Source organism: Streptosporangium sp. G12, assembly GCF_052983175.1.
The window spans coordinates 271,665-293,737 of record NZ_JBRIQO010000009.1; the positions used below are offsets into that span (position 1 = coordinate 271,665).

The window sequence follows — 22,073 nt, forward strand, 5'->3', positions numbered from 1 at the left end:
AAGAACGGACCGGCCGGTCCGCAGGCTCAGGTGTATCTTCCCTCGGTGAGGTAGACGGCGGCGTGCCGGGCACGCGCGCGGACCTCGTCCAGGTCGGTGCCCATCGCGGTGACGTGACCGATCTTGCGCCCCGGCCGCACCTCCTTGCCGTAGAAGTGGACCTTGATTCCCGGATCGTGGGCCATCACGTGCTCGTACCGGGAGAAGATCTCCGGGTCGTCACCACCCAGGAGGTTGGCCATCACCACCACGGGGGCGGTCGGCGCGGGCGACCCGAGCGGGAGGTCGAGGACCGCGCGCAGGTGCTGCTCGTACTGGGAGGTGCGGGCCCCGTCGATCGTCCAGTGACCGCTGTTGTGCGGGCGCATGGCCAGCTCGTTCACCACCAGCCCCGAGGAGGTGGCGAACATCTCCACGGCCAGCAGCCCGGTCACGCCCAGTTCCTTGGCGATGGTCAGGGCGATCCGCTGGGCCACCGCGGCCCACTCGGGGTCGAGGCCGGGAGCGGGGGCGAGCACCTCGACGCAGATGCCGTCGCGCTGGACGGTCTCCACCACCGGGTAGCTGACGCCCTGCCCGTGCGGCGACCTGGCGACCAGCACGGCGAGCTCCCGCTCGAACGGCACGAACCCCTCGGCCATCAGCGGCACGCCGGAGGCCAGGACCTCGGTCGCGTCGTCCGCGGAGCGGCAGACCCAGACGCCGCGCCCGTCGTAGCCGCCCCGGACCGCCTTGAGCACGACCGGCCAGCCGTTCTCCGCGGCGAACTCCTCGACGTCGGCGGCCGTCTCGACCCGCCGCCAGGGCGGGCAGGGCACGCCGATCGCGGTCAGCCGCTCGCGCATCACGGCCTTGTCCTGGGCGTGGACGAGCGCGCCGGCCCCGGGGTGCACGGCGAAGCCGTCCTCGGCCAGGGCCCGGACGTGCTCGGTGGGCACGTGCTCGTGGTCGAAGGTGACCGCGTCACATCCCTTGGCGAGATCGCGCAGGTCGGCCAGGGACCGGTAGTCGCCCAGACGCACGTCGGCGATCACTCGGGCGGCGCTCTCGTCGGGCGAGTTTGCCAGCACCCGCAACTCGATGCCGAGGGCGATGGCCGCCTGCTGTGTCATCCGGGCCAGCTGGCCCGCTCCGATCACGCCGACGACGGGTCCGATGGGACTGGCCAAAGAAGGGCTGCTCACAGCGGTTAAGTTTACTGTCACGCGGTACGGGACCAGGCGGCGGGCGGATGGCAGGCGGCCGGCGGGCGACCTGCCGGGGCGCGCGGAGGGACCCGCCCGGACTCGAGAGCGATCTGCCAGGACACCCGCGGAGGGACCCGCCCGGACCCGAGAGCGACCTGCCGGGACCCGCGAAGGGGCCTGCCGGCGACCGGGAGCGGCCGTCCGGAGGCGCTCAGTCCGCCGTGAGGGTGGCGAGGCCGCGGCGCAGGGCGGTCGTGGCGAGCGTGGAGCCGCTGCCGCCGATCGCGGTGGCGACGAGCACGACCTCGGTCCCGGTCAGCTTCGCGGTTCTGGTCCTGCCGGTGAAACCGCGCAGGTCGGCCCTGCCGTAGAGGGGGCGGGCCAGGGAGGAACGGCCCGGACGGGCTCTCTGCCGGTATTCGATCTCCAGGGCGTGGATGACCAGGGCGCCCCCGGTGGGCAGCAGCAGCGCGCGCTGAGGGCCGACGAGCAGGCGGACGTCGGCGGTGAGGCGGTCGGGCCGCACGCTCAGCGGCCGCCTGACCAGATCGTCGAAGAGATCCCGGACCGGGTCGCCCTTGGGAAAGGTCACCCCGCTCACCCCCACCGGGTCGGTCAGGTAGGTCAGGTAGCGCTGCGGCACGAGACGGGCCTTGACCCCCGCGTCGGGGTCGTCGGCGGGTACCGCGCCCTCGGTCGGCTCGCGGATCTCGCCCAGGATCGGGATGGGACCGGCGCCGAGCCGCCACTCGCCGTCCTCCTGGAGGAACAGGAAGTAGGCCGGGTCGGGCTCGCGGGCCAGGGCGACGAACCAGCGGTCCTGGCCGGCGACGCCGGGCAGGTACAACTCCACGTCGGTGTAGGACTTCCTGGCGGGGGCTGGGCGGCCGTTCCGGGTCGCCTCGCAGGCACGACCGCCCAGCGCTCTCTCCGCCCAGGTGGTGAGCCTCTCGACGGTCGCGCAGTCCCGGTCGCGCCAGGCCTTGTCGAGCCTTCCCAGCAACGCGAAAGCCTTGGACGCCTCGGCGAGCTCCACCCCGGCGGACGCCTCGCGCGACGGGCCGGTCTCGGGGGTGGTACCCGGCGTGTCGCTCCGCGCGCCGCAGCCGGTCATCATCGACAGACCGAGGATCAAGGCGAGGAGTCGGCGGCGCAAGGGTTGATCCCCGGGGTAGTGGCCGTCGCGTACGGCAGTCCGTCTGGACCGATCACGGGAGGTGAAAGTTTCAGGGACTTCCCGTGGTCAGAGAGATCAGCGTAACGCCAATACCCCCTATTTATCCGGTGTTATGCGACATTTGCCGAAAACGCCCCCGCTGGTGGCTATGGACATCAACGGGTCAACCTCGCGCGGATCACGCCTCCTCACCGGTAGCCTGGCCCGAAGAGTGTTCGAGGTCATCCGACGCGGCGGATCAGCAGCCGACCCCCGAAAGGACCGTGCAGGAAACGTGGAGTTTCTCCGACACGCCTACCAGCGGCTCGCCGAGCTGGCGCGAGAGCTGGCGAAGTTCGGGACGATCGGCGCGGTCGCCTTCGTGATCGACACCGGTGGCACCAACCTGCTGAGGTTCGGCGTCGGCTTGGGACCGCTCAGCTCCAAGGTCTTCGCCACGATCGTCGCGGCCACCTTCGCCTACCTCGGCAACCGCTACTGGACGTTCAGGCACCGGGAGCAGAGCGGCCTGGCCCGCGAGTACTTCCTGTTCTTCGTCCTCAACGGCATCGGCCTGCTGATCTCGCTGCTGGTGATCGGTTTCGTGACCTACACCCTGGGTCTGCAGGACGCGCTGAGTTACAACATCGCCCTGCTCACCGGCACCGCCCTCGGCACCCTGTTCAGGTTCTGGTCGTACAAGAAGTGGGTCTTCCTGCCCGGCACGCCGCCGGACGGGCCGGTCGAAGCCGTCCCCGGCACGCCACCGAGCCGGCCGGCGACACCGAACAGCCAGGTCAACGGCCACATGTATCTCCTGAACAAGACCTCGGAGGAGAACGCGCCGCCCCCCGGCCCGCGTTAGCCCCACACGCCCCGGCCGACGTCGGTACGTCGCCCCCGGCCCCGGTCGGCGCATCCCCCGCACGCGGCCGAAGACCACCGCGCCCGGAGCCCCGGCGGGAACGCTCAGGCGGGAGCGCTCAGGCGGGCCCGCGTACGACGCGGTTCCTGCCCGGCTCGCCCACCTGGCGCAGGAAGAACGCGAACGTCGCCGGGCGCGCCCGTACGAGCTCCAGGCGTCCACCGTCGGCGGCGGCCAGCGCCCTGGCGAGGGGCAGGCCGAGACCCGTGCTGCCGCGCCCGCTCACGTTCCGTTCGAAGACCCTGGGAGCCAGGTCGTCGGGAATGCCGCTCCCCTGGTCGGCGACCTCGATCACGATGGACCTGTCCCTGGCGCTGGTGGTCACCGTCACCGTGCCGCCACCGTGCTCCAGCGAGTTCTCCAGCAGGGTGGAGATCACCTGGCCGATGCCGCCGCCGGTGCCCAGCGCCTGGAGGCCGCGCGTGCCGGCCAGGCTCAGCCGCCGCCCGGCCCTGCGGAACGCCGGACCCCACTCGATGAACTGCTGATCGAGCAGCACGTCGAGCTCGACGACCTCGGACTGCGCCTGACGCTGCCGTCTGGCGGTGGCCAGCAGCTCGTCGATCACAGCGGTGAGCCGCTCGGCCTGCACGATGGCGGCCTCGCCCTCCTCCTTCACGATCCCCGGCTCGTCGGCGGCGGCGACGATCTCCTCAAGTCTCATGGTCAGGCCAGTGAGCGGGGTACGGAGCTGATGGGAGGCGTCGGTCGCGAACTCCCGCTCCCTGGCCAGGAGGTCGGAGATGCGGGTCGCGCTGCGGTCGAGCACCTCGGCCACCCGGTCGAGTTCCTGGATGCCGTAACGGTGCTTGCTCGGTCTGGCGTCACCGGACCCGAGCCGCTCAGCGATCATCGCAAGGTCGCTGAGCGGTAACGTCAGGCGGCGCGACTGCACGATGGCGAGCCCGACCGCGACCGCGAGGGCAGCGGCGGCTAGTCCCAGGATGAGGAACAACCACGCGCGGACCTCACGCTCCACTCCCGTCTTGTCCCGGCTGACCGCGACGTACACGCCGTTCTCCGACTGCGCGTCCTCGGTCATCTTCTGGCTCTCGGGGGGCTCGGTGCCCACCGTTATCACCTGGGGAGGAGTCCCCTTCGCGTAAATCTGGATGTAGAGATCGGAATACTTGCGTTCCAGCTGTTGCTCGTCGACGGGCTGGTCCTGGATCCGGGCGTACTCGACCTCCCCGAGCAGGCTTTTGGCATGGGAGGAGAGTTCCTGGGTCGCCTCCTCCTCGATGAGCCGGTTGACCGCCACACCGAGGGGAATGCCGAGCAGCAACACCCCGATGACCGCGACGAGGAGAGTTGAGGAGAGCAGACGGCGGCGCATCTCCTACTCGCGCTCGAACCTGAAGCCGACTCCTCGAACGGTGGTGATGTATCGGGGCTTGGCGGCGTCGTCACCGAGTTTCCGGCGTAGCCACGAGATGTGCATGTCCAGGGTCTTGGTCGACCCCCACCAGTTGGTGTCCCACACCTCGCGCATGATCTGCTCTCGGGTAACCACCTTTCCGGCGTCGCGGACCAGGACCCTCAGCAGGTCGAACTCCTTTGTGGTCAGATGCAGCTCCTTGTCTCCCATCCACGCGCGACGGGAGTCGGCGTCGATGCGCACGCCCTGGACAACGGGCGTCTCGGATGTGCCGCGCCGCAGCAGCGCGCGGACGCGCGCCAGCAGCTCGGCGAGGCGGAACGGCTTGGTGACATAGTCGTCGGCCCCGGCGTCGAGGCCCACCACCGTGTCGACCTCGTCGACACGGGCGGTGAGGATCAGCACGGGAGTTCCGTGGCCTTCGGCGCGGATGCGCCGGGCCACCTCCAGGCCGTCCATCTCGGGCAGGCCCAGGTCGAGAACGATCAGGTCGATGCCACCTGACAGCGCCCGCTCCAGAGCCTGCGGGCCATCAGGGCTCACCTCTACTTGATAACCCTCGCGGCGCAGAGCTCGCGCCAGTGGCTCGGAAATCGAGGTGTCATCCTCGGCGAGTAGTACACAGGTCATGTTGCGATCGTAGGACCTTAGGGGATCGTTTCCCGGGTACAGCGCGCGGTTTGACTCGTCGTTGACCTATCCATTGACCTGGGCAAACACTGATAAATCCCGGATAGTCATCCCGCAACGGCCGAGGGCCGCGGAGTAGGTCTCCCGCATTGGAAGTCCCTGGAAAGCACAGGCTCACCAAAGGATCGACCGACAAAACAGAACACGCCCTACCAGAAGGGATCTGGCGGGCGTGTTCTGCTCGATTCACGTCAGGAGGCCGACGGCGGCTCGGCGTAGCGAGCGAGGTAGAGCTGCTCTCCCAGACTCCCGATGAGACCGAGCTCGGTCTCCAGGTAGTCGATGTGGCGCTCCTCGTCCTCGAGGATCTCCTCGAACAGGCGGGCCGAGGTGGCGTCGCCCTTCTCCCGCATCAGGATGATGGCCGGCTTCAGCCGGGTGACCACCTCGAGCTCGACGTCCATGTCGGCGCGAAGCTGCTCGGCGACGGTCTGGCCGATGTGCAGGGTGCCCAGCTTCTGGTAGTTGGGCAGTCCTTCGAGGAAGAGGATGCGATCGGTCAGCTTCTCCGCGTGGCGCATCTCGTCGATGGACTCTTCGCGGGTGTATTTGGCCAGCCTGGTGTATCCCCAGTTCTCCTGCATCTTGGCGTGCAGGAAGTACTGGTTGATCGCGGTCAGCTCTGCGGTCAGCTGCTCGTTGAGCAGTTCGATGATTTTCTTGTCGCCCTGCATGGCGAGCTCCTCGTGCTATGCGGTCGGCATTAAATCTTCGGACCGCTTTAGGATCGCACAGATTTTGCGCACGCAAGAAGCGCAGTCGCCACCGGCACCCGTGGCATCGCGGATCTGGCGCGCGCTCTTGGCCCCTGCCGAGATGCAGTCGTGCACCTCGTTCTCGGTGACCGCGCGGCAGACGCATACGTACACGGGGGTGCGACCTTTCTGAAGACTATCATAGGTTAGGCACACCTAAACTAACTCATTTGGTTAGGCTTGCCTATGTGAACTAGGACACAAAGCCTTAATACCTCCGTCCCAAACACGAATCTCCCGTCTGGGAAACCCCATCCCGGCGTGCGGAGACACCCCGGGCGGCCCAGGCCGCGCCCCGCGGACACCTCGCCGGTACGGGGCCGATACGGACCCGCGCGAGTACGGGACACACCCGCCGAAACACGCGAACGCGCCCCGGCGAAGGCCGGGGCGCGTGATCGGGCCGAGCGCGGTGAACCGCGGGTCAGTGGCCTCTGGCCAGCCACTCCTCCAGGTGCCCCGCCTCCGCGCCGATGGAGGTCGAGGCGCCGTGACCGGTGTGCACGGCCGTCCCCGGCGGCAGGGCGAGCAGCCGCCCCTTGATCGACTCGATGATCGTGTCGAAGGAGGAGAAGGACCTCCCCGTCGCGCCGGGACCGCCTTTGAACAGGGTGTCGCCGGTGAAGACCGCGCCGATGTCCGCCCCGTACAGGCAGACCGCACCCGGAGCGTGACCCGGCGTGTGCAGCACGGTCAGCTCGATCCCCCCGGCCGAGAGCACCTGCCCGTCCTCGAGCGGGGTGTACGGCAGGTCGGTGTAGACCATCTCCCACAGCACCCGGTCGGCCGGGTGGAGCAGGATCGGCGCGCCCGTCCGCTCGGCGAGATCGGCCGCCGCGTCGATGTGGTCGTTGTGCGCGTGGGTGCAGACGATGGCCTTGACCTCGCGGTCACCGACCCGCTCGGCGATCGCGGCGGCGTCGTGCGCGGCGTCGACGACGAGGACCTCGCTGGCCGAGCCGACGATCCAGACGTTGTTGTCGACGTCCCACGTCCCGCCGTCCAGCGAGAACGTACCGGAGGTGACGACCCTGTCGATCACAGGATCACCACCGAGCGCAGGACCTCGCCGCGGTGCATCTTGGCGAAGGCGTCCTCGACGTCGCCGAGGCCGATCGTCTCGGAGACGAAGCGGTCGAGGTCGAGCCGCCCCTGGAGGTAGAGGTCGATGAGCATGGGGAAGTCGCGGCTGGGCAGGCAGTCGCCGTACCAGGAGGACTTCAGCGCGCCGCCGCGGCCGAAGACGTCGAGCAGCGGCAGCTCCAGCGTCATGTCCGGGGTGGGCACCCCGACCAGGACCACGGTGCCGGCCAGGTCGCGGGCGTAGAAGGCCTGCCGGTAGGTCTCGGGGCGGCCGACCGCCTCGATGACCACGTCGGCGCCGTTGCCGCCGGTGAGCTCCTTGACCGTCTCGACCACGTCGGAGGTGCGGGAGTTGACCGTGTGGGTGGCGCCGAAGTCCTTGGCCCAGTCGAGCTTGCGGTCGTCCACGTCCACCGCGATGATCTTCGAGGCGCCCGCCAGCCTGGCCCCCAGGATGGCCGCGTCGCCGACGCCGCCGCACCCGATGACCGCCACGCTGTCGCCGCGGGTCACCCCGCCGGTGTTGATGGCGGCGCCGAGGCCCGCCATCACGCCGCAGCCCAGCAGCCCGGCCACCTGCGCCGGCGCCGCCGGGTCGACCTTGGTGCACTGCCCGGCCGCGACCAGGGTCTTCTCGATGAAGGCGCCGATGCCCAGGGCCGGGCTGAGCGGCGTGCCGTCGGCCAGGGTCATCTTCTGGGTGGCGTTGTGGGTGTTGAAGCAGTACCAGGGGCGGCCCCGCAGGCACGCCCGGCAGTCGCCGCACACGGCCCGCCAGTTCAGGATCACGAAGTCACCGGGGGCGACCTCGGTGACGCCCTCGCCGACCGCCTCGACCACCCCGGCCGCCTCGTGACCGAGCAGGAAGGGGAACTCGTCGTTGATGCCGCCCTCGCGGTAGTGCAGGTCCGTATGGCAGACGCCACAGGCCTGGACCGTCACCACGGCCTCGCCGGGGCCCGGATCGGGCACGATAACGGTCTCTAGCGAGACGGGCTCGCACTTGCCACGCGCGACCACGCCTTGCACGGTGTACGGCATGTCCTGCACCTCATCTGTCATGGTTTCGACCCTCGCGGGCCCGCTTACCGATTGAACGGTCCTGGGGCGCCCAGCCTCAATGATTACCAGCCCGGCGCAACACGTACGGCTGCACGACCCCCAGGCCGCGGGCCGGCCGCCGGCGGATCCGGCCGACCTCGACGCCGGGCGTGTCCTTCAGCGCCTCGGCCAGCCTGTCGTCGGCGATGACGCTGCCGGGGCGGGCGATGGCCGTGAGCCTGGCCGCCAGGTTCACCGTCGTGCCGAAGACGTCGCCCATGATCGGCAGCACCGGGCCGTACGCCAGCCCGATCCGCACGTCGGGTCCGTACTTGCGGATCGCGCCGACCAGGTCCAGGGCGATCACCGCGGCCGTCCGCGGGTCGGCGGCGGTGAAGAACACCTCGTCACCGAGTGTCTTGACCATCCGCCCGCCGTGCTCGGCGACGACGTCGGAGGCCCGCGACTCGAAGCCCTCGACCAGCTCGGCCAGGCCCCGCTCGTCCAGCTCGCGGGAGACCCGGGTGAAGGAGACCAGGTCGGCGAAGCCCACCGCGAGGGTGAGCCGGGCCGGCACGATCTCGTCGGTGATGTCGGCGAGCGTCAGCAGGCGGGTCCCGGCGGCGGCGAGCTGGGCGCGCCAGACGTGCACCAGCATCTGCTCGAAGTCGGGGAGCAGCCGACGCGAGGTCTCCATGACCGCCGTCAGGTCCTCGTCGGTGGGCCGGCGGCCGGGGTCGATCATGGCGCCGATCATGATCTCGGCCTGCCACTGGGCGAGCCTCGCCGTCGTCTGGCCGAGTGCCCTCGCCATCCGGATGACGGTCTGGTCGTCCAGCAGGCCGCCCTCCATCATCACCCGGACCCGTTCCAGCACGGCCACGTCCGCGTCGGTGAAGGCCACGGTGTCGTCGGGGAGCGTGGCGAACCCCAGCGCGCGCCAGATCCGCTCGGTGAGCTCCTGCGGCAACCGGGCCAGGCTCGCCACCTGGATCCGCGTGTGGCGCGGCGGGGCGCCGACGAAGAGGCGCTTGATCTGCTCGGCCGTCGGGCGTCCGGCGGGAACCTCCGTCTCGTCCCCGCCCTCCCCCAGGCCCAGGAGGTCAGGCCCCATGGGTCACCGCCCGCCGGGTTCCGAGGGCTCCCCGTCCGCCGCGTCGTCGATCGCGCGGAACAGCTCGGCCCGCACCTCCTGGATCCGGGGAATGTCCCGCAGCGTGATCCGGCCGTGGTCGCCCGCCGACTCGACGACCAGCGTGCCGCAGCCGAAGAGCCTCTCCAGGAGGGTCTGGTCGGCACTGACCGTGTTCACCTTGGTCATCGGGATGTCGTCGACGGACGTGTTCAGCACCCCCGTGCCGATGGTGAACCGGTGCGAGGTGAGGACGTACGAGGTGTTCTTCCAGCGCAGGTACGGGATGAACGACCACACGGTCAGCAGGCCGACGGCGACTACGGCCACCGCGACGAGCGCCTGAAACCGGTACTCGAAGTCGGGCATGAAGAAAAGAGCGGCGCCGGACCCCACGATGATCAGGATCAACGCGAGGAACGGGCCGATAAGTCGCTTCCAGTGAGGGTGGAACGACCTGATCCGTCGCTCCCCCTCCGTCATGTGATGATCGGGTAGACCCATGGGGCAAATCGTGGCACGCCTTCATGCCCCACGTCATGAGCTGTGAGGTCGAACATGCACGACGTCGCCCGCGCTGAGCGCGTGCTCCTCCCCCTTGGAGCCGACGAGCAGGCGCCCGGCGCGGTCGACACCGGTGGCGGTGCCGGTGAGCACCCGCTCGCCGGGCAGCTCCACCCTGACCTCCCGCCCGACCGTGGCACTGATCGCGAGGTAGGCGGCCCGCAGGCCGCAGGCCTCGACGTCGCCGTTCGCCTCCGACCACTCGCGGTAGTGGGTCTCGATCTCCCGCAGCATCGCGCGCAGGATCGGATCGCGGTCGACGCAGGCGGCCTCCTCGATGGCCAGGGAGGTGGCGGTCTCCACCGGCAGTTCCTCGGGGCGCACGCTCACGTTGAGCCCGACGCCCACGATCACCGCGCTGTCGATCCGCTCGGCGAGCACCCCGGCGAGCTTGCGCTCGCCGATCAGCAGGTCGTTGGGCCACTTGAGCCGTACGTCGACCTCGGCGACCTTCCGCACGGCCGACGCGACCGCCAGGCCGACGAGCAGGGGCAGCCACCCCTGCTCGGACATGGGCGGGTCGGGACGCAGGAGGATCGAGAACGTCAGGCCGGAACGTGGCGGGGCGCTCCAGACGCGGCCGAGCCTGCCACGTCCGGCGAACTGGGACTCGGCGACGACGACGGCGCCCTGCCGCGCGCCGTCGCGGACGGCGTGCGCGAGGTCGGCGTTGGTCGATCCGGTCCTTTCGACCACGGAGATGCCGGACCAGAGTCCACCGGGACGGACCAGCGCGCGGGTGAGCGCCGCCTGGGAGAGCGGCGGGCGGTCGAGATCAGTGAAGGGCGAGTCGAGCACTTAGCCATCTTGCCTCCACTAACGACCCCCTGTTACCGAATTAATCCAATGACCAGGGAATACTGTTGTCGAAGTCTGGGGCGGCGGGCAAGGTCCGGCTTTCGGTCGGGGTGAGAACCCGTTCAGGCGGCGGCGAAAAGAGATGTTGACATCCTCCCCCTCGTGCACGAGGGGGGTCCCCACGGTCGCCCGCGAGGGTTCCTGCTTCATTGCCGGTCGCCCGCCAAAGAGGACTCTCCTTGAGGTCTTACACCAGCTCCACAGGCGTTTCAGCTCTCCGCCAGCCCGGCGGCGAGCACGTTCTTCGCAGCGTTCACATCACGGTCGTGGACCGCGCCGCAGGCACATGTCCACTCCCGGACGTTCAGCGGCATCTTCTCCTGCAGCGTTCCGCAGGCCGAGCACAGCTTGCTCGACGGGAACCAGCGGTCCACGGCCACCACGGTGCGCCCGTACCACTGGGCCTTGTACTCCAGCATGGAGCGCATCTCCCGCCAGGAGGCGTCCGAGATTGCCCGTGCCAGACTCCGATTCTTTACCATGTTACGGACGGTCAGGTCTTCCACGGCGATCACTTGGTTCTCGCGAACAAGCCGTGTGGTGACCTTATGCAGATGATCGCGGCGGCGATCGGCGATGCGGGCGTGAACGCGGGCGACCGCGAGTTTGGCCTTCTGCCGGTTCGCCGAACCCTTCTCTTTGCGGGCGAGGTCGCGCTGAGTCTTGGCCAGCTTGCGCCGGTCGCGGCGTTCATGACGCGGGTTGACGATCTTCTCTCCGGTGGAGAGCGTGGCCAGCGCGGTGATGCCCACGTCCACGCCCACGTTCCGCGTCACGGGCGGGAGAGGGTTGATCTTCTCCTCCACCAGCATGGAGGCGAACCAGCGGCCCGCCGCGTCCTTCGACACGGTGACCGTGGACGGCTCCGCCCCCTCGGGCAGCGGGCGCGACCACACGATCGCAAGCGGCTGATCCATCTTCGCCAGCGTCAACCGGCCGTCGCGCCAGCGGAATGCCGACCGGGTGTACTCAGCGCTCAACCGCGACTTCTTGCGGGACTTGAACGTCGGGTACTTCGCACGCTTGGCGAAGAAGCTCGCGAACGCCGTCTGAAGGTGCCGCAGTGCCTGCTGCAACGGGACCGACGACACCTCGGACAGGAAGTCGTAGTCGCCGCCGCGCTTCCACTCGGTCAGCTTGGCCGACGACTCCACATAGGAAACGCGACGGCCTTGCAGGGTGTAGGCGCGGGTGCGCTCTTCGAGGGCCTTGTTGTAGACCAGGCGGACGCAGCCGAACGTCCGGGCAAGCTCTTCGGCCTGCTCGGGGGTCGGGTGGAAGCGGAACTTGTAGGCTCGCTTAACTGTCTGCGCCATTTCTTACATTCTACCGCATGATTGGCTAAGAATCGTGCGTATGTTCGATACGGCGGTTGCCTGGCGGCGAATCGCCTGCCCAGGTCCTGCTCCGCAGGGGTCCGGTTCCTCCCCGCCTAAAAGGCGGGGGTTTCCTTGGAGGTAACTGATGATGAGCAGACATATCCCCGCCCGGAACGACGCCGACGCGGAAGACGCTCCGGGCTCAGAGGTGAATCCGGGCTTCGAGGCGGTGGAGGTCGTGCGGAGGCCGGGGCCCACCACCCGGGCGCGGGTCGGGCAGATGCGGGCGGGGACGATCCATGAGCGCAGGGACGACCTGGCCACCGAGGAGCCGCTGGAGATCCGCGTCCAGGCGGGCGAGGAACGCCGCACGGTCGCGATCACCATGCGCACCCCCGGCCACGACTTCGAGCTGGCCGCCGGATTCCTGTACGGCGAGGGCGTCGCGGCACCGGCGGACATCGCCTCCATCGCCTACTGCACCGACGAGGATGTGCCGCCGGAGGCGCGCTACAACACGGTGACCGTGCGGCTGCGCGGCGGCGGGCTGCCCAACCTGCCCTCGCTCGACCGGCACTTCATGACGTCGAGCGCGTGCGGCGTCTGCGGTACCGCCAGCCTCGACGCCCTGCGCGGCCGCTGCTCTCCGCTGCCCGGCCAGGAGGACGTGCCCGTCTCCCCCGAGGTCCTGTACGGCCTTCCCGGCAGACTGAGAAGCGCCCAGGGGATCTTCGGCAAGACCGGCGGGCTGCACGCGGCCGGCCTGTTCACCGCCGGGGGTGAGACCCTCGCGGTCCGCGAGGACGTGGGGCGGCACAACGCGCTGGACAAGCTGGTCGGCTGGGCGATGATGACCGGGAGGCTGCCGCTGGGCGGGCACGTGCTCATGGTCAGCGGGCGGACCAGTTACGAGATCATGCAGAAGGCCCTCGCCGCGGGCCTGCCGGTCGTCTGCGCGGTCTCCGCGCCGTCGTCCCTCGCCGTCGACCTCGCCAGGGAGTTCGGGATGACGCTGGTCGGGTTCCTGCGCGAGGAGCGATTCAACGTCTACGCGGGGGCGCACCGCATCGGCCGCTGAGCCGCCCGCACCGCTTCTCGAACGACCCCGTCCCGGCCGCCCCGCCCGAGAGACCCCGTAGCGGCCCCTGAGCCGCCCGCTCCGGCCCCCGAACGTCCACCTCGGCACCTTTTAGTCCACTTCCATCCAGAATCACCCATATTGGATCCTGGGGAGCCGTCTCCGTCAGCCGGGGAGCCGTTTGGCCATGAAGACGACATCGCGCGGGCCGGACTCCCGGCGCTCGGTGATCTCGTACCCGAGGCGCCGGTAGAGGGCGATGTTCGACTCCATGCGGGCGTGGGTGTACAGGCGCAGGGCGTCGAGGCCCGCGGCGCGGGCCCGTTCCTCGGCGAAGGAGAGCAGGCGCCTGCCGAACCCCCGGCCGTGCAGGCCGGGAGCCACCGCCACGTTGTCCACCAGCAGCACGCCCTCTTCGGGGACCAGCACGATCAGCCCGGCGATCCCGGCGTGCCCGCCCTCTCCGGGAAGCCCGCCCGGAAGGTCCAGCACGTGCAGGCGACCGGCCGCCACGTGGGCGGCGTAGTCGTCGTCCATCGGCCGCGGGCGGACCCCGATGAGGTCCGCCCACGGCCGGTAGGCCGCCTCGACCAGGCTCTCCACGGCCGGGAGGTCCCCGGGCCCCGCCTCGCGGATCATCCGGTGTTCTGCAGGCCCGCGGCGACGCCGTTGACCGACAGGAGCAGCAGCGTGGACAGCCGCTCGCGCTCGTCCTCCGACAGCCCCTCGTCCGCGCGGAGCCTGGACAGGGCGCGCAACTGCAGGTGGGAGAGCGCGTCCACGTACGGGTCGCGGAGCTGCACCGCGCGGGACAGGACCCTGCGGTCCTCCAGCAGGCGGGTGTGGCCGGTGATCTCCAGGACCAGCCGGCGCGTGAGGTCGTACTCGGTCAGGACCTGCTCGACGAAGTCGTCCCTGGCGCCGAGCGCGAGGTAGCGGGCGGCGATGTCGCGGTCGGTCTTGGCCAGCGACATCTCCACGTTGTCCAGCAGCGAGGCGAACAGCGGCCACTCGCGGTAGGCGGCGCGCAGCTCGTCCAGGCCCGCCTCGGAGATCACCGCCTCCAGGCCGCTGCCCAGGCCGTACCAGCCCGGCAGGTTGACCCGGGTCTGGGCCCAGGCGAACACCCACGGGATGGCCCGCAGGTCGTCCAGGGACCGGGGCGCGCCGAGGCCGCGCCGGGCGGGGCGGGAGCCCAGGCGGAGCGAGCCGATCTCCTCCAGCGGGCTGACCAGGGAGAACCACTCGGGGAAGCCGGGCGCCTCGGTCAGCCGCCGGTAGGCCTTCTCCGAGGCGGAGGCGACCCGTCCGGCCACGCCGCGGAAGCGCCCCGCCGCGTCGGCCGTACGGGCCTCGATGGACGGGGTGGAGGCGAGCAGCACCGCCGAGGTGACCTGCTCCATGTGGCGGCGGGCGATGGCGTCGTGACCGTAGCGGGCGAAGATGACCTCGCCCTGCTCGGTGACCTTGAACCTGCCGCCGACCGATCCGGGGGCCTGCGCGAGCACGGCCCGGTTGGCCGGGCCGCCGCCCCGGCCCAGGGCGCCGCCCCGGCCGTGGAACAGCGTCAGCGGCACATCGTGCTCGGCCGACCATGCGGCCAGCGCCTCCTGGGCCTCGTACAGCTTCAGGGTCGCGGCGGCCGGGCCGAGCTCCTTGGCGGAGTCGGAGTAGCCGAGCATGACCTCCAGGCGCCGGTCGGCGGCGAGCCTGGCCTGCACGGCCGGGATCTCCAGCATCCCCGACAGGACCGCGGGGGCGGCGGCCAGGTCGGCGCCCGACTCGAACAGCGGGACCACGTCGAGCAGCGGCGCCCGGTCGCCCATCGCGTGAGCGGCCAGCGCGTGGACGGCGGCGATGTCGTCGGCCGAGCGGGTGAAGGAGACGACGTAGCGGGAGCAGGCGGTCACCCCGAACCGCTCCTGGATCCAGGCGATCGTGCGGATCGTGGCCAGGACCTCCTCGGTCCGCTCAGAGGTGCGCCCGGCGGCGATCTCCTCCAGCGCGGCGGCGTGGACCTGCGAGTGCTGGCGGACCTCCAGCTCGGCCAGGTGGAAGCCGAACGTCTCCACCTGCCAGATGAGGTGCTGCAGCTCCCCGTACGCCTGCCGGTTCGCCCCGGCCTCGACCAGCGAGTCCTGGGCCGTCCGCAGGTCGGCCAGGAGCTGCTCCGGCGAGCGGTAGGCCAGGTCGAGGCCGCGCTGGCGGGTGGCCGCGATGCGGGCGGCGACGAACATCAGCCACTGCCGGTGCGGCTCCCTCGGGGAGCGGGTGGCCATCTCCGAGACCACGTCGGGGTGGTCGTTCACCGCGCTCGACAGCGCGGCCCGCAGCCCGGCGGAGGCGGGGGTGTAGTCGGCGGTGAGGGTGAGGGAGCGGCCGATCCTGAGCGTGGCGTTCTCCAGGGCGATCAGCACGTGCTCGGCCTGGATGAGCACGGCGTCCCTGGTCACCTTGGAGGTGACGTTCGGGTTGCCGTCGCGGTCGCCGCCGATCCAGCTGCCGTATCTGATGAAGGCGCGGGCCCGGGGCTTGCCGGTGCCGGCCCCTCCGCCGAGCGCGGCGTCCAGGGCGCGGTAGACCTGCGGGACCACCCGGAAGAGGGTCTCGTCGAAGGCCGCCATCGCGGTGCGCACCTCGTCCAGCGGGTCGAGCTTGGTGGACCTGAGCTGGGCGGTCCGCCACAGCAGGTCGATCTCCTCCAGCAGCCGCCGCCGGGTCTCCGCCCGCTCCGCCGCGCCCCTGTCGGAGCTGTTGTACGCGGCGAGCTGGCCGCTGATGCGCTGGATCGCGGTGACCACGGCGCGCCTGCGGGCCTCGGTGGGGTGCGCGGTCAGCACCGGGTGCAGGCGCAGTCCCTCGACCAGGTCGGCGACCTTCCCGTCGCCGAGTTCCTGGACGGCCTGGGCCAGGGACTCGGGCAGCGGCTCCTCGCCGGTGTCGCGGACCCGGAGGATGCGGATCCTGAAGTGTTCCTCGGCCAGGTTCGCCAGGTGGAAGTAGCAGGTGAACGCGCGGGCGATCTGCACCGCGCGGTCGATCGGCCACTCGGCCACCATCGCGGTGATCTCGTCGACCGACACCTGCTTTCTGCGGGCCCCGATGACGGCCTTGCGCAGCCGTTCGACATCGGCGAGCAGGTCATCGCCGCCATGCTCGGCGATGACCTGCCCCAGGAGCTCACCGAGCAGTCGCACGTCCGCGCGCAGCTCGTCGGGCATCTCGGTGACAGCGGAGGAACGCTCTGCCTGATGGGACACGGTGGCGGGCATGCCCGCCAGCGTACCCAGTCCGTTTTGTCGAACGGAGACCGGTCTCACCCATTGGACTAGACCATTCGGGGGACCGTTCGCGGGCCGTTCCCGCGGTCTCCGGCGGGCCGTCCCGACGGCCCACCGGGTGATCGTCAGGTGGCCGCGGAGGTCGCCTCCAGGAGGGCCGGATATCTGGAGAAGGCGATCTTCCCCGCGGTCCTGCGGCCGCCCCAGGAGACCAGCAGCCCGTACGGCACCGCCAGCACGCTGACCCAGGTGAGGCCGAACAGGACCGGCAGGACGATCGGCAGCGCGAGCAGGCCGGTGCCGATCAGCGCGGCGAACGACCCCGCGAAGGCGATACCGCCCTGCCCGGGGGCCGCGCCGGTGAAGGCGTTCAGGCGCTCGGGCACGGTGTACGGCATCAGCACGCTGGTCAGCGCGCCCACGCCGAGCCCGGTCCCGAGGACGCCCCAGGCGGTGAGCGTGGCCGGGACCGCCCAGGTGACGTTCCCGGCCGGCAGCGCCGCGACCGTGGCGAGCACGAGCAGCAGCGGGACCGCGATCGTCGCCACGGCCAGGTGCCGCCCGGCGATGTCGGTGCGCCAGTCGCGGTCGGTGCCGTAGGCGACGGCGTTCGTCCACAGGGAGCGGCCGTCGATGCCGAAGGCGTTGCACCCCTGGATGCTGATCATCAGCGCGCCGATGCAGGCGGGGAGGATCGCCAGGAAGCTCCCGGCCGCGCCGTCGCTCTCCCCGTACATCGAGAAGGCCATGATGCCGGTGACCGCGACGGCGGCGAACCAGCCGACCCTGCCCCGCGGGTCGCGGCGGGCGTACTTGAGCTCCTTGCCCGCGACCGCGGCGAGCGGGCCGTCGGGCAGGATCCTGGCCAGCAGGCCCTGGGAGTTGCGCACCGACGCGCCCTGGGTGGAGGCGTCGGAGGAGACCAGGGCGCGGCGCAGCGCGGCGATCCACAGCCACCCGGCCCCGGCGACCAGGACGGCGAGCAGGGCCGACCCCGCGACCGCCGGGAGACCCCCGTCGGCGATGGAGCGGGCCGCGACGCCGGAGGGGGTCCAGCTCAGCACCGAGGCGACGTCGTGCAGCACGGCCCTGGGGTCGGCCGACAGGCCGCCGTTGAGCAGCAGGTTGGGCAGCTGGGCCGCCAGGATGAAGAAGATCACCGAGACGGCCAGCACGTCGCGGCCCCTGCGGGTGCGCAGGATCCCCGACAGCGACGTGGTGACCAGCCGGGAGAGCACGACGCAGAGCGCGAAGTGGAGCAGCACCGCGACCAGGCCCAGGATCACCCCGCCGATCCCGGTGGCCAGGCCGACGACGGCCCCGGCCATCACGGCCAGCGAGGCGAGCGGCCACACGCCGGTGACCGAGGCGGCGAACATGCCGGTGGCCAGCCGGCCGGTACCCAGCGGGAACAGCGCCAGGCGCGACGGGTCGAGCGTGTCGTCCAGCCCGAACGCCAGCAGCGGCACGACCGCCCAGCCCACCAGGAAGACGGTGAACACCACAGTCGCGACCTCCAGGGCGACGTCGGCGGGCGCGAGGCGCAGCGTGGCCGTCAGCAGGAAACCGAGGGCGCCGAAGAGGAAGGCGGCGATCGCCGTGAAGACGAACCCCAGCAGGCGCTCGGTGCTGCCGCTCAGGTTCCCGGCGACGAGCCGCAGTTTGAGCCGTACGAACACCATGGGTCCCACCCGCACGGCACCCGCGCCCGCCGCGCCGGTGTCTCCCCGCACGCCCGCTCTCACCCCGTCATCCCTTCCGTCCCCCTGCCGCCCGGTCCCTTCCGGCGCGCTCACGAGGGGGTCGCGCCCAGCCACGACAGGCCCTCCCGTCCCCTCGGGCCGTCGTCGCCGCCCCGGGCGCCGACCAGGCCGAGAAAGGCCTCGTTGAGGCCTCGGCCCGCCCTGACCTCGTCCAGCGGCCCCTGGGCGACGATCCGCCCGCGGTCCATCACCGAGACCCAGTCGCACAGCCGCTCGACGAGCTCCATGACGTGACTGGAGAAGACCACCGTCGACCCGGAGGCGGTGTAGCGCCTGAGCACCTCGACGAGCGTGTTGGCGCTGACCGGGTCGACGCCCTCGAACGGCTCGTCGAGGAAGAGCACCGCGGGGTTGTGCAGCAGCGCGGCGGCCAGGCCGATCTTCTTGCGCATGCCGGTGGAGTAGTCGACGACGAGCTTGTCGGCCGACTCGGTCAGGTCCATGACCTTCAGCAGCTCCTCCGCCCGCCGCCCCACCTCGTCCCTCGGGATGCCGCGGAGCTGGCCGTTGTAGGAGAGCAGTTCCCTGCCCGACAGCCGCTCGAACAGGCGCAGCCCCTCGGGGAGCACGCCGATGCGGCCCTTGACCGCGACCTGGTCGCGCCAGACGTCGGCGCCCCCGACGTGGACCGAGCCGTCGTCGGGGCGCAGGAGGCCGGTGACCATGCTGAGCGTGGTGGTCTTCCCGGCGCCGTTGGGGCCGACCAGCCCGGCGAAGCTGCCCTGCGGCACCACCAGGTCGACACCTCCCACGGCCACCTGCTGCCCGAACCTCTTGAGCAGCCCCCGCGTCCTTACCGCCTCCGTGACGTCCGGCATGGCGCCTCCCCTTCCGCGGCCCGCGCGATCGGCCGCCTCGCACGGGAAACGAACGATCGCCCCCGATAGTTCGCGATGTGAGACGACGGTTACCCTGCTGGGATGAGCGAGTCCCTGAGCGCCGAACCACTGGATTCCGGACCCGACATCCACACCACGGCCGGGAAGCTGGCCGACCTGGAGCGCCGCCTGGGCGAGGCGGCCCACGCGGGTTCGGCGCGCGCCGTCGAGAAGCAGCACGCCGCGGGGAAGATGACCGCCGGGGAGCGGGTGCTCGCCCTCCTCGACGAGGGCAGCTTCGTGGAGTTCGACAAGCTCGCCAGGCACCGGTCCACGAGCTTCGGCCTGGAGCGCGAGCGACCGTACGGCGACGGGGTCGTGACCGGGTACGGCACGGTCGACGGCCGCCCGGTGGCGGTGTTCGCCCAGGACTTCACCGTCTTCGGCGGCTCCCTGGGCGAGGTCTTCGGCGAGAAGATCGTCAAGGTCATGGACCACGCGCTGAAGACCGGCTGCCCGGTGATCGGGATCAACGACTCCGGAGGGGCGCGCATCCAGGAGGGCGTCGTCTCGCTGGGCCTGTACGCCGAGATCTTCAAGCGGAACGTCCACGCCTCCGGGGTGATCCCGCAGATCTCGCTGGTCATGGGCCCCTGCGCGGGTGGCGCCGTCTACTCGCCCGCGCTCACCGACTTCGTGCTGATGGTGTCGGAGAAGTCGCACATGTTCATCACCGGCCCCGACGTGATCAGGACGGTCACCGGCGAGGAGGTGACGTTCGAGGAGCTCGGCGGGGCGCACACGCACAGCTCCCGCTCGGGCGTGGCCCACTACGAGGCGTCCGACGAGGCCGACTGCCTGGAGTTCGCCAGGGCGCTGCTGTCCTACCTGCCGTCCAACAACATGGACGAGGCCCCGGCGTTCGACGCCGATCCGCCGCTGGAGACCACCGACGAGGACCGCGAGCTCGACACGCTGATCCCCGACTCGGCGAACCAGCCCTACGACATGCACACGGTTCTCGAACACGTCCTGGACGACGGCGAATTCCTGGAGGTGCACGCGCAATTCGCGCCCAACATCCTCGTGGGTTTCGGCCGGGTCGAGGGGCGCTCGGTGGGGATCGTCGCCAACCAGCCGATGAGTTTCGCCGGCACGCTGGACATCGCGGCCTCGGAGAAAGCCGCGAGATTCGTCCGTACATGCGACGCCTTTAACATTCCCGTCCTGACATTCGTCGACGTCCCGGGATTCCTGCCGGGCACCGACCAGGAATGGAACGGGATCATCCGGCGCGGCGCCAAGCTGCTCTACGCCTACGCGGAGGCGACCGTGCCCCTGGTCACGGTCATCACCCGCAAGGCGTACGGCGGGGCGTACGACGTCATGGGGTCCAAGCACCTGGGCGCCGACGTCAACCTGGCCTGGCCGACCGCGCAGATCGCGGTGATGGGCGCGCAGGGCGCGGTCAACATCCTCTACCGGCGCGAGCTCGCCGCGGCCGAGGACCCGGACGCCCAGCGGGCCAGGTTCGTCACCGAGTACGAGGACACGCTCGCCAACCCGTATCTCGCGGCCGAACGTGGGTATGTGGACGCCGTGATCCGCCCTTCCGACACCCGGGTCCAGATCGTCAAGGCGCTGCGGACCCTGCGCAACAAGCGCGCGACCCTGCCCCCGAAGAAGCACGGGAACATCCCGCTATGAGACATTTGAAGATCATTAAAGGAGATGCGACACCCGAGGAGATCGCCGCGGTGGTGATCGCCATCTCGACGCGTGCCGCACCGGCGAGTCCGGCGTCGAAAGCCTCGCAGACATCGAAATCCTGGAGCAATCACTCACATCGCATGCGAAAAGCACTTCCTGTCGGGCAAGGCGCATGGCGATCGAGCGCACTGCCGAGATAGATCCCGGGAACAGGGTGTCAAGTTGCGCGAGAGTTGGGACCATCTAAGAAATGGGCGCATATAGTCAGCCGATCAGCTAGTTCCGAGGCCTGGAGGACGACATGACCATCCTGGACCTCACGTCACGTCCCATCGCCGCGAAGTACGCCGTCCTGGTCGACGTCGGTTATCTGTACGCGGCGGCCGGGGAGGTGCTCCTGAGTGCCAAGGAGCGCAAGGAATACCGGGTGGCGGCGGACGAGCTGATCCAGGCGTTGCAGAAGCACGCGGAGGAGCGCATCCACGGCGAGCTGCTCCGGATCTACTGGTACGACGCCGCCCGCGACCGGGTGCCGACCGTGGACCAGCGGGTCATCGCCCAGCTGCCCTGGGTCAAGGTGCGCCTGGGCAACCTGAACGCGCGGGGCCAGCAGAAGGGCGTGGACGCGCAGATCAGGAGCGACCTGGAGGCGCTGGCCAGGCACCACGCGGTGAGCGACACGATACTGCTGGCCGGGGACGAGGACATGGTCCCCGCCGTCGAGGCCGCCCAGGCCTACGGGGTGCGGATCCACCTGTGGGGCGTGGAGCCCCCCTACGGCACCAACCAGGCCGAGCGCCTGGTCTGGGAGTCCGACACCGTCGAGATCATCAGCGCCGACTTCCTGCGGTCCTTCTTCAGCCGCGCCCCCGCGCCGGTGCCGGTGCCGGTCCCCCCGGTCGCCCCCTCCCCCGCCCAGGTCTTCGCCGGGCGCACCACCGCCGCCAAGCCCAAGGCCCCGGTGGGACAGGTCACCAAGCTGGGCCCGAGCCGCCCGCGCGTCGAGGAGGTCGGCGAGCACGTGGCCCAGAAGTGGATCCTCACCCGCGGCCGCGACAACATCCGCGACCTGCTGCCAGGGCCGATCCTGCCCACGGTGATCGACACCGAGCTGCTCATCGAGGCGGAGAAGGAGCTGGGCCACTCCCTGCGCCCCTACCCCGAGGCACGCGTCTGGCTCCGCGACGGATTCTGGGCACGCGTCTACCGGGAGTTCGAGATCGGGGTCGGCGTCTCCTCCAAGTGAGGCCTTCCACCGGGGGCGACGCCGACCCGCGCGGGACGCCCGCCGGGTACCGGAGTCCCGGCCGTCACGCCCGTGTCCGCCTCCCCGCC

At 70.5% G+C, this 22,073-nt stretch carries 20 protein-coding genes and 1 pseudogene; 5 read left to right on the forward strand and 16 right to left on the reverse strand.

All coding sequences use genetic code 11. The annotated features are described in order from the left end of the window. Window positions 1-26: 26 nt before the first annotated feature. Both ACVCAG_RS16285 and ACVCAG_RS16290 read right to left on the reverse strand, forming a co-directional pair. Window positions 27-1,112 (reverse strand): 5-(carboxyamino)imidazole ribonucleotide synthase, encoded by a 1,086-nt coding sequence (locus ACVCAG_RS16285; RefSeq protein WP_440084215.1) that lies wholly within the window; start codon window positions 1,110-1,112, stop codon window positions 27-29. A 286-nt stretch (window positions 1,113-1,398) separates the two neighbouring features. Next, complete coding sequence (locus tag ACVCAG_RS16290; RefSeq protein WP_447189983.1) at window positions 1,399-2,343, reverse strand: hypothetical protein; 945 nt, start codon at window positions 2,341-2,343, stop codon at window positions 1,399-1,401. A gap of 295 nt (window positions 2,344-2,638) precedes the next feature. Here ACVCAG_RS16290 and ACVCAG_RS16295 point away from each other — a divergent pair, with 295 nt between their 5' ends. Beyond that, on the forward strand, window positions 2,639-3,208 hold the full coding sequence (locus ACVCAG_RS16295) for a GtrA family protein (RefSeq protein WP_447189984.1): 570 nt from the start codon (window positions 2,639-2,641) through the stop codon (window positions 3,206-3,208). Window positions 3,209-3,326: 118 nt separating this feature from the next. On the opposite strand, the gene ACVCAG_RS16300 is transcribed toward ACVCAG_RS16295, so the two are convergent. The 10 genes and pseudogenes from ACVCAG_RS16300 to ACVCAG_RS16345 form a co-directional block, all read right to left on the reverse strand. Continuing rightward, complete coding sequence (locus ACVCAG_RS16300; RefSeq protein ID WP_440084176.1) at window positions 3,327-4,604, reverse strand: ATP-binding protein; 1,278 nt, start codon at window positions 4,602-4,604, stop codon at window positions 3,327-3,329. Between the two features lie 3 nt (window positions 4,605-4,607). After that, window positions 4,608-5,276, reverse strand: a complete 669-nt coding sequence (locus ACVCAG_RS16305) for a response regulator transcription factor (RefSeq protein WP_012888073.1) — start codon at window positions 5,274-5,276, stop codon at window positions 4,608-4,610. 251 nt (window positions 5,277-5,527) lie between these two features. After that, window positions 5,528-6,010, reverse strand: a complete 483-nt coding sequence (gene bfr, locus ACVCAG_RS16310; RefSeq protein WP_362679010.1) for a bacterioferritin — start codon at window positions 6,008-6,010, stop codon at window positions 5,528-5,530. A gap of 15 nt (window positions 6,011-6,025) precedes the next feature. After that, window positions 6,026-6,247 carry a (2Fe-2S)-binding protein gene (locus tag ACVCAG_RS16315; protein WP_440084177.1) on the reverse strand — a complete coding sequence of 74 codons (222 nt, stop codon included), beginning with the start codon at window positions 6,245-6,247 and terminating at the stop codon, window positions 6,026-6,028. Between the two features lie 268 nt (window positions 6,248-6,515). After that, window positions 6,516-7,133, reverse strand: coding sequence for an MBL fold metallo-hydrolase (locus tag ACVCAG_RS16320; RefSeq protein ID WP_440084178.1), 618 nt, complete (start codon window positions 7,131-7,133; stop codon window positions 6,516-6,518). Next, a complete protein-coding gene (locus tag ACVCAG_RS16325; protein WP_440084216.1) occupies window positions 7,130-8,215 on the reverse strand; it encodes an S-(hydroxymethyl)mycothiol dehydrogenase in 1,086 nt (361 codons plus the stop codon). Before ACVCAG_RS16325 ends, ACVCAG_RS16320 begins: the two co-directional genes overlap by 4 nt. 76 nt (window positions 8,216-8,291) lie before the next feature. Beyond that, complete coding sequence (locus ACVCAG_RS16330; protein WP_440084179.1) at window positions 8,292-9,329, reverse strand: adenylate/guanylate cyclase domain-containing protein; 1,038 nt, start codon at window positions 9,327-9,329, stop codon at window positions 8,292-8,294. A 3-nt stretch (window positions 9,330-9,332) separates the two neighbouring features. Next, window positions 9,333-9,851, reverse strand: a complete 519-nt coding sequence (locus ACVCAG_RS16335; RefSeq protein ID WP_440084180.1) for a PH domain-containing protein — start codon at window positions 9,849-9,851, stop codon at window positions 9,333-9,335. Between the two features lie 33 nt (window positions 9,852-9,884). After that, a complete protein-coding gene (locus tag ACVCAG_RS16340; protein WP_440084181.1) occupies window positions 9,885-10,709 on the reverse strand; it encodes a biotin--[acetyl-CoA-carboxylase] ligase in 825 nt (274 codons plus the stop codon). A 183-nt stretch (window positions 10,710-10,892) separates the two neighbouring features. Next, window positions 10,893-12,085 (reverse strand): annotated as a pseudogene (locus ACVCAG_RS16345) (RNA-guided endonuclease InsQ/TnpB family protein); the annotation flags it as partial. A 148-nt stretch (window positions 12,086-12,233) separates the two neighbouring features. Between ACVCAG_RS16345 and fdhD the strand changes: the two are divergent. Beyond that, window positions 12,234-13,166 carry a formate dehydrogenase accessory sulfurtransferase FdhD gene (gene fdhD, locus ACVCAG_RS16350; RefSeq protein WP_447189985.1) on the forward strand — a complete coding sequence of 311 codons (933 nt, stop codon included), beginning with the start codon at window positions 12,234-12,236 and terminating at the stop codon, window positions 13,164-13,166. 165 nt (window positions 13,167-13,331) lie between these two features. Here fdhD and ACVCAG_RS16355 read toward each other — a convergent pair whose 3' ends face one another. The 4 genes from ACVCAG_RS16355 to ACVCAG_RS16370 all read right to left on the reverse strand — a co-directional run bounded on the left by ACVCAG_RS16355 (window position 13,332) and on the right by ACVCAG_RS16370 (window position 19,028). Continuing rightward, window positions 13,332-13,805 carry a GNAT family N-acetyltransferase gene (locus tag ACVCAG_RS16355; RefSeq protein WP_447189986.1) on the reverse strand — a complete coding sequence of 158 codons (474 nt, stop codon included), beginning with the start codon at window positions 13,803-13,805 and terminating at the stop codon, window positions 13,332-13,334. Beyond that, entirely contained in the window at window positions 13,802-16,438 is a 2,637-nt protein-coding gene (locus ACVCAG_RS16360) for a phosphoenolpyruvate carboxylase (RefSeq protein ID WP_440084184.1), read from the reverse strand. The genes ACVCAG_RS16355 and ACVCAG_RS16360 overlap by 4 nt, the downstream gene beginning before the upstream one ends. Before the next feature lie 134 nt (window positions 16,439-16,572). Next, window positions 16,573-18,192 carry a hypothetical protein gene (locus ACVCAG_RS16365; protein WP_440084185.1) on the reverse strand — a complete coding sequence of 540 codons (1,620 nt, stop codon included), beginning with the start codon at window positions 18,190-18,192 and terminating at the stop codon, window positions 16,573-16,575. A 47-nt stretch (window positions 18,193-18,239) separates the two neighbouring features. Then, window positions 18,240-19,028 (reverse strand): ATP-binding cassette domain-containing protein, encoded by a 789-nt coding sequence (locus tag ACVCAG_RS16370; RefSeq protein ID WP_440084186.1) that lies wholly within the window; start codon window positions 19,026-19,028, stop codon window positions 18,240-18,242. Between the two features lie 102 nt (window positions 19,029-19,130). On the opposite strand from ACVCAG_RS16370, the gene ACVCAG_RS16375 reads away from it, so the two are divergent. The 3 genes from ACVCAG_RS16375 to ACVCAG_RS16385 all read left to right on the forward strand — a co-directional run bounded on the left by ACVCAG_RS16375 (window position 19,131) and on the right by ACVCAG_RS16385 (window position 21,984). Further along, on the forward strand, window positions 19,131-20,735 hold the full coding sequence (locus ACVCAG_RS16375) for a carboxyl transferase domain-containing protein (RefSeq protein WP_440084187.1): 1,605 nt from the start codon (window positions 19,131-19,133) through the stop codon (window positions 20,733-20,735). Next, window positions 20,732-20,938: an acyl-CoA carboxylase subunit epsilon gene (locus ACVCAG_RS16380; RefSeq protein ID WP_440084188.1), complete on the forward strand. Its 207-nt coding sequence runs from the start codon at window positions 20,732-20,734 to the stop codon at window positions 20,936-20,938. Before ACVCAG_RS16375 ends, ACVCAG_RS16380 begins: the two co-directional genes overlap by 4 nt. Window positions 20,939-21,039: 101 nt before the next feature. Continuing rightward, on the forward strand, window positions 21,040-21,984 hold the full coding sequence (locus tag ACVCAG_RS16385; RefSeq protein WP_440084189.1) for an NYN domain-containing protein: 945 nt from the start codon (window positions 21,040-21,042) through the stop codon (window positions 21,982-21,984). Window positions 21,985-22,073 lie beyond the last annotated feature (89 nt).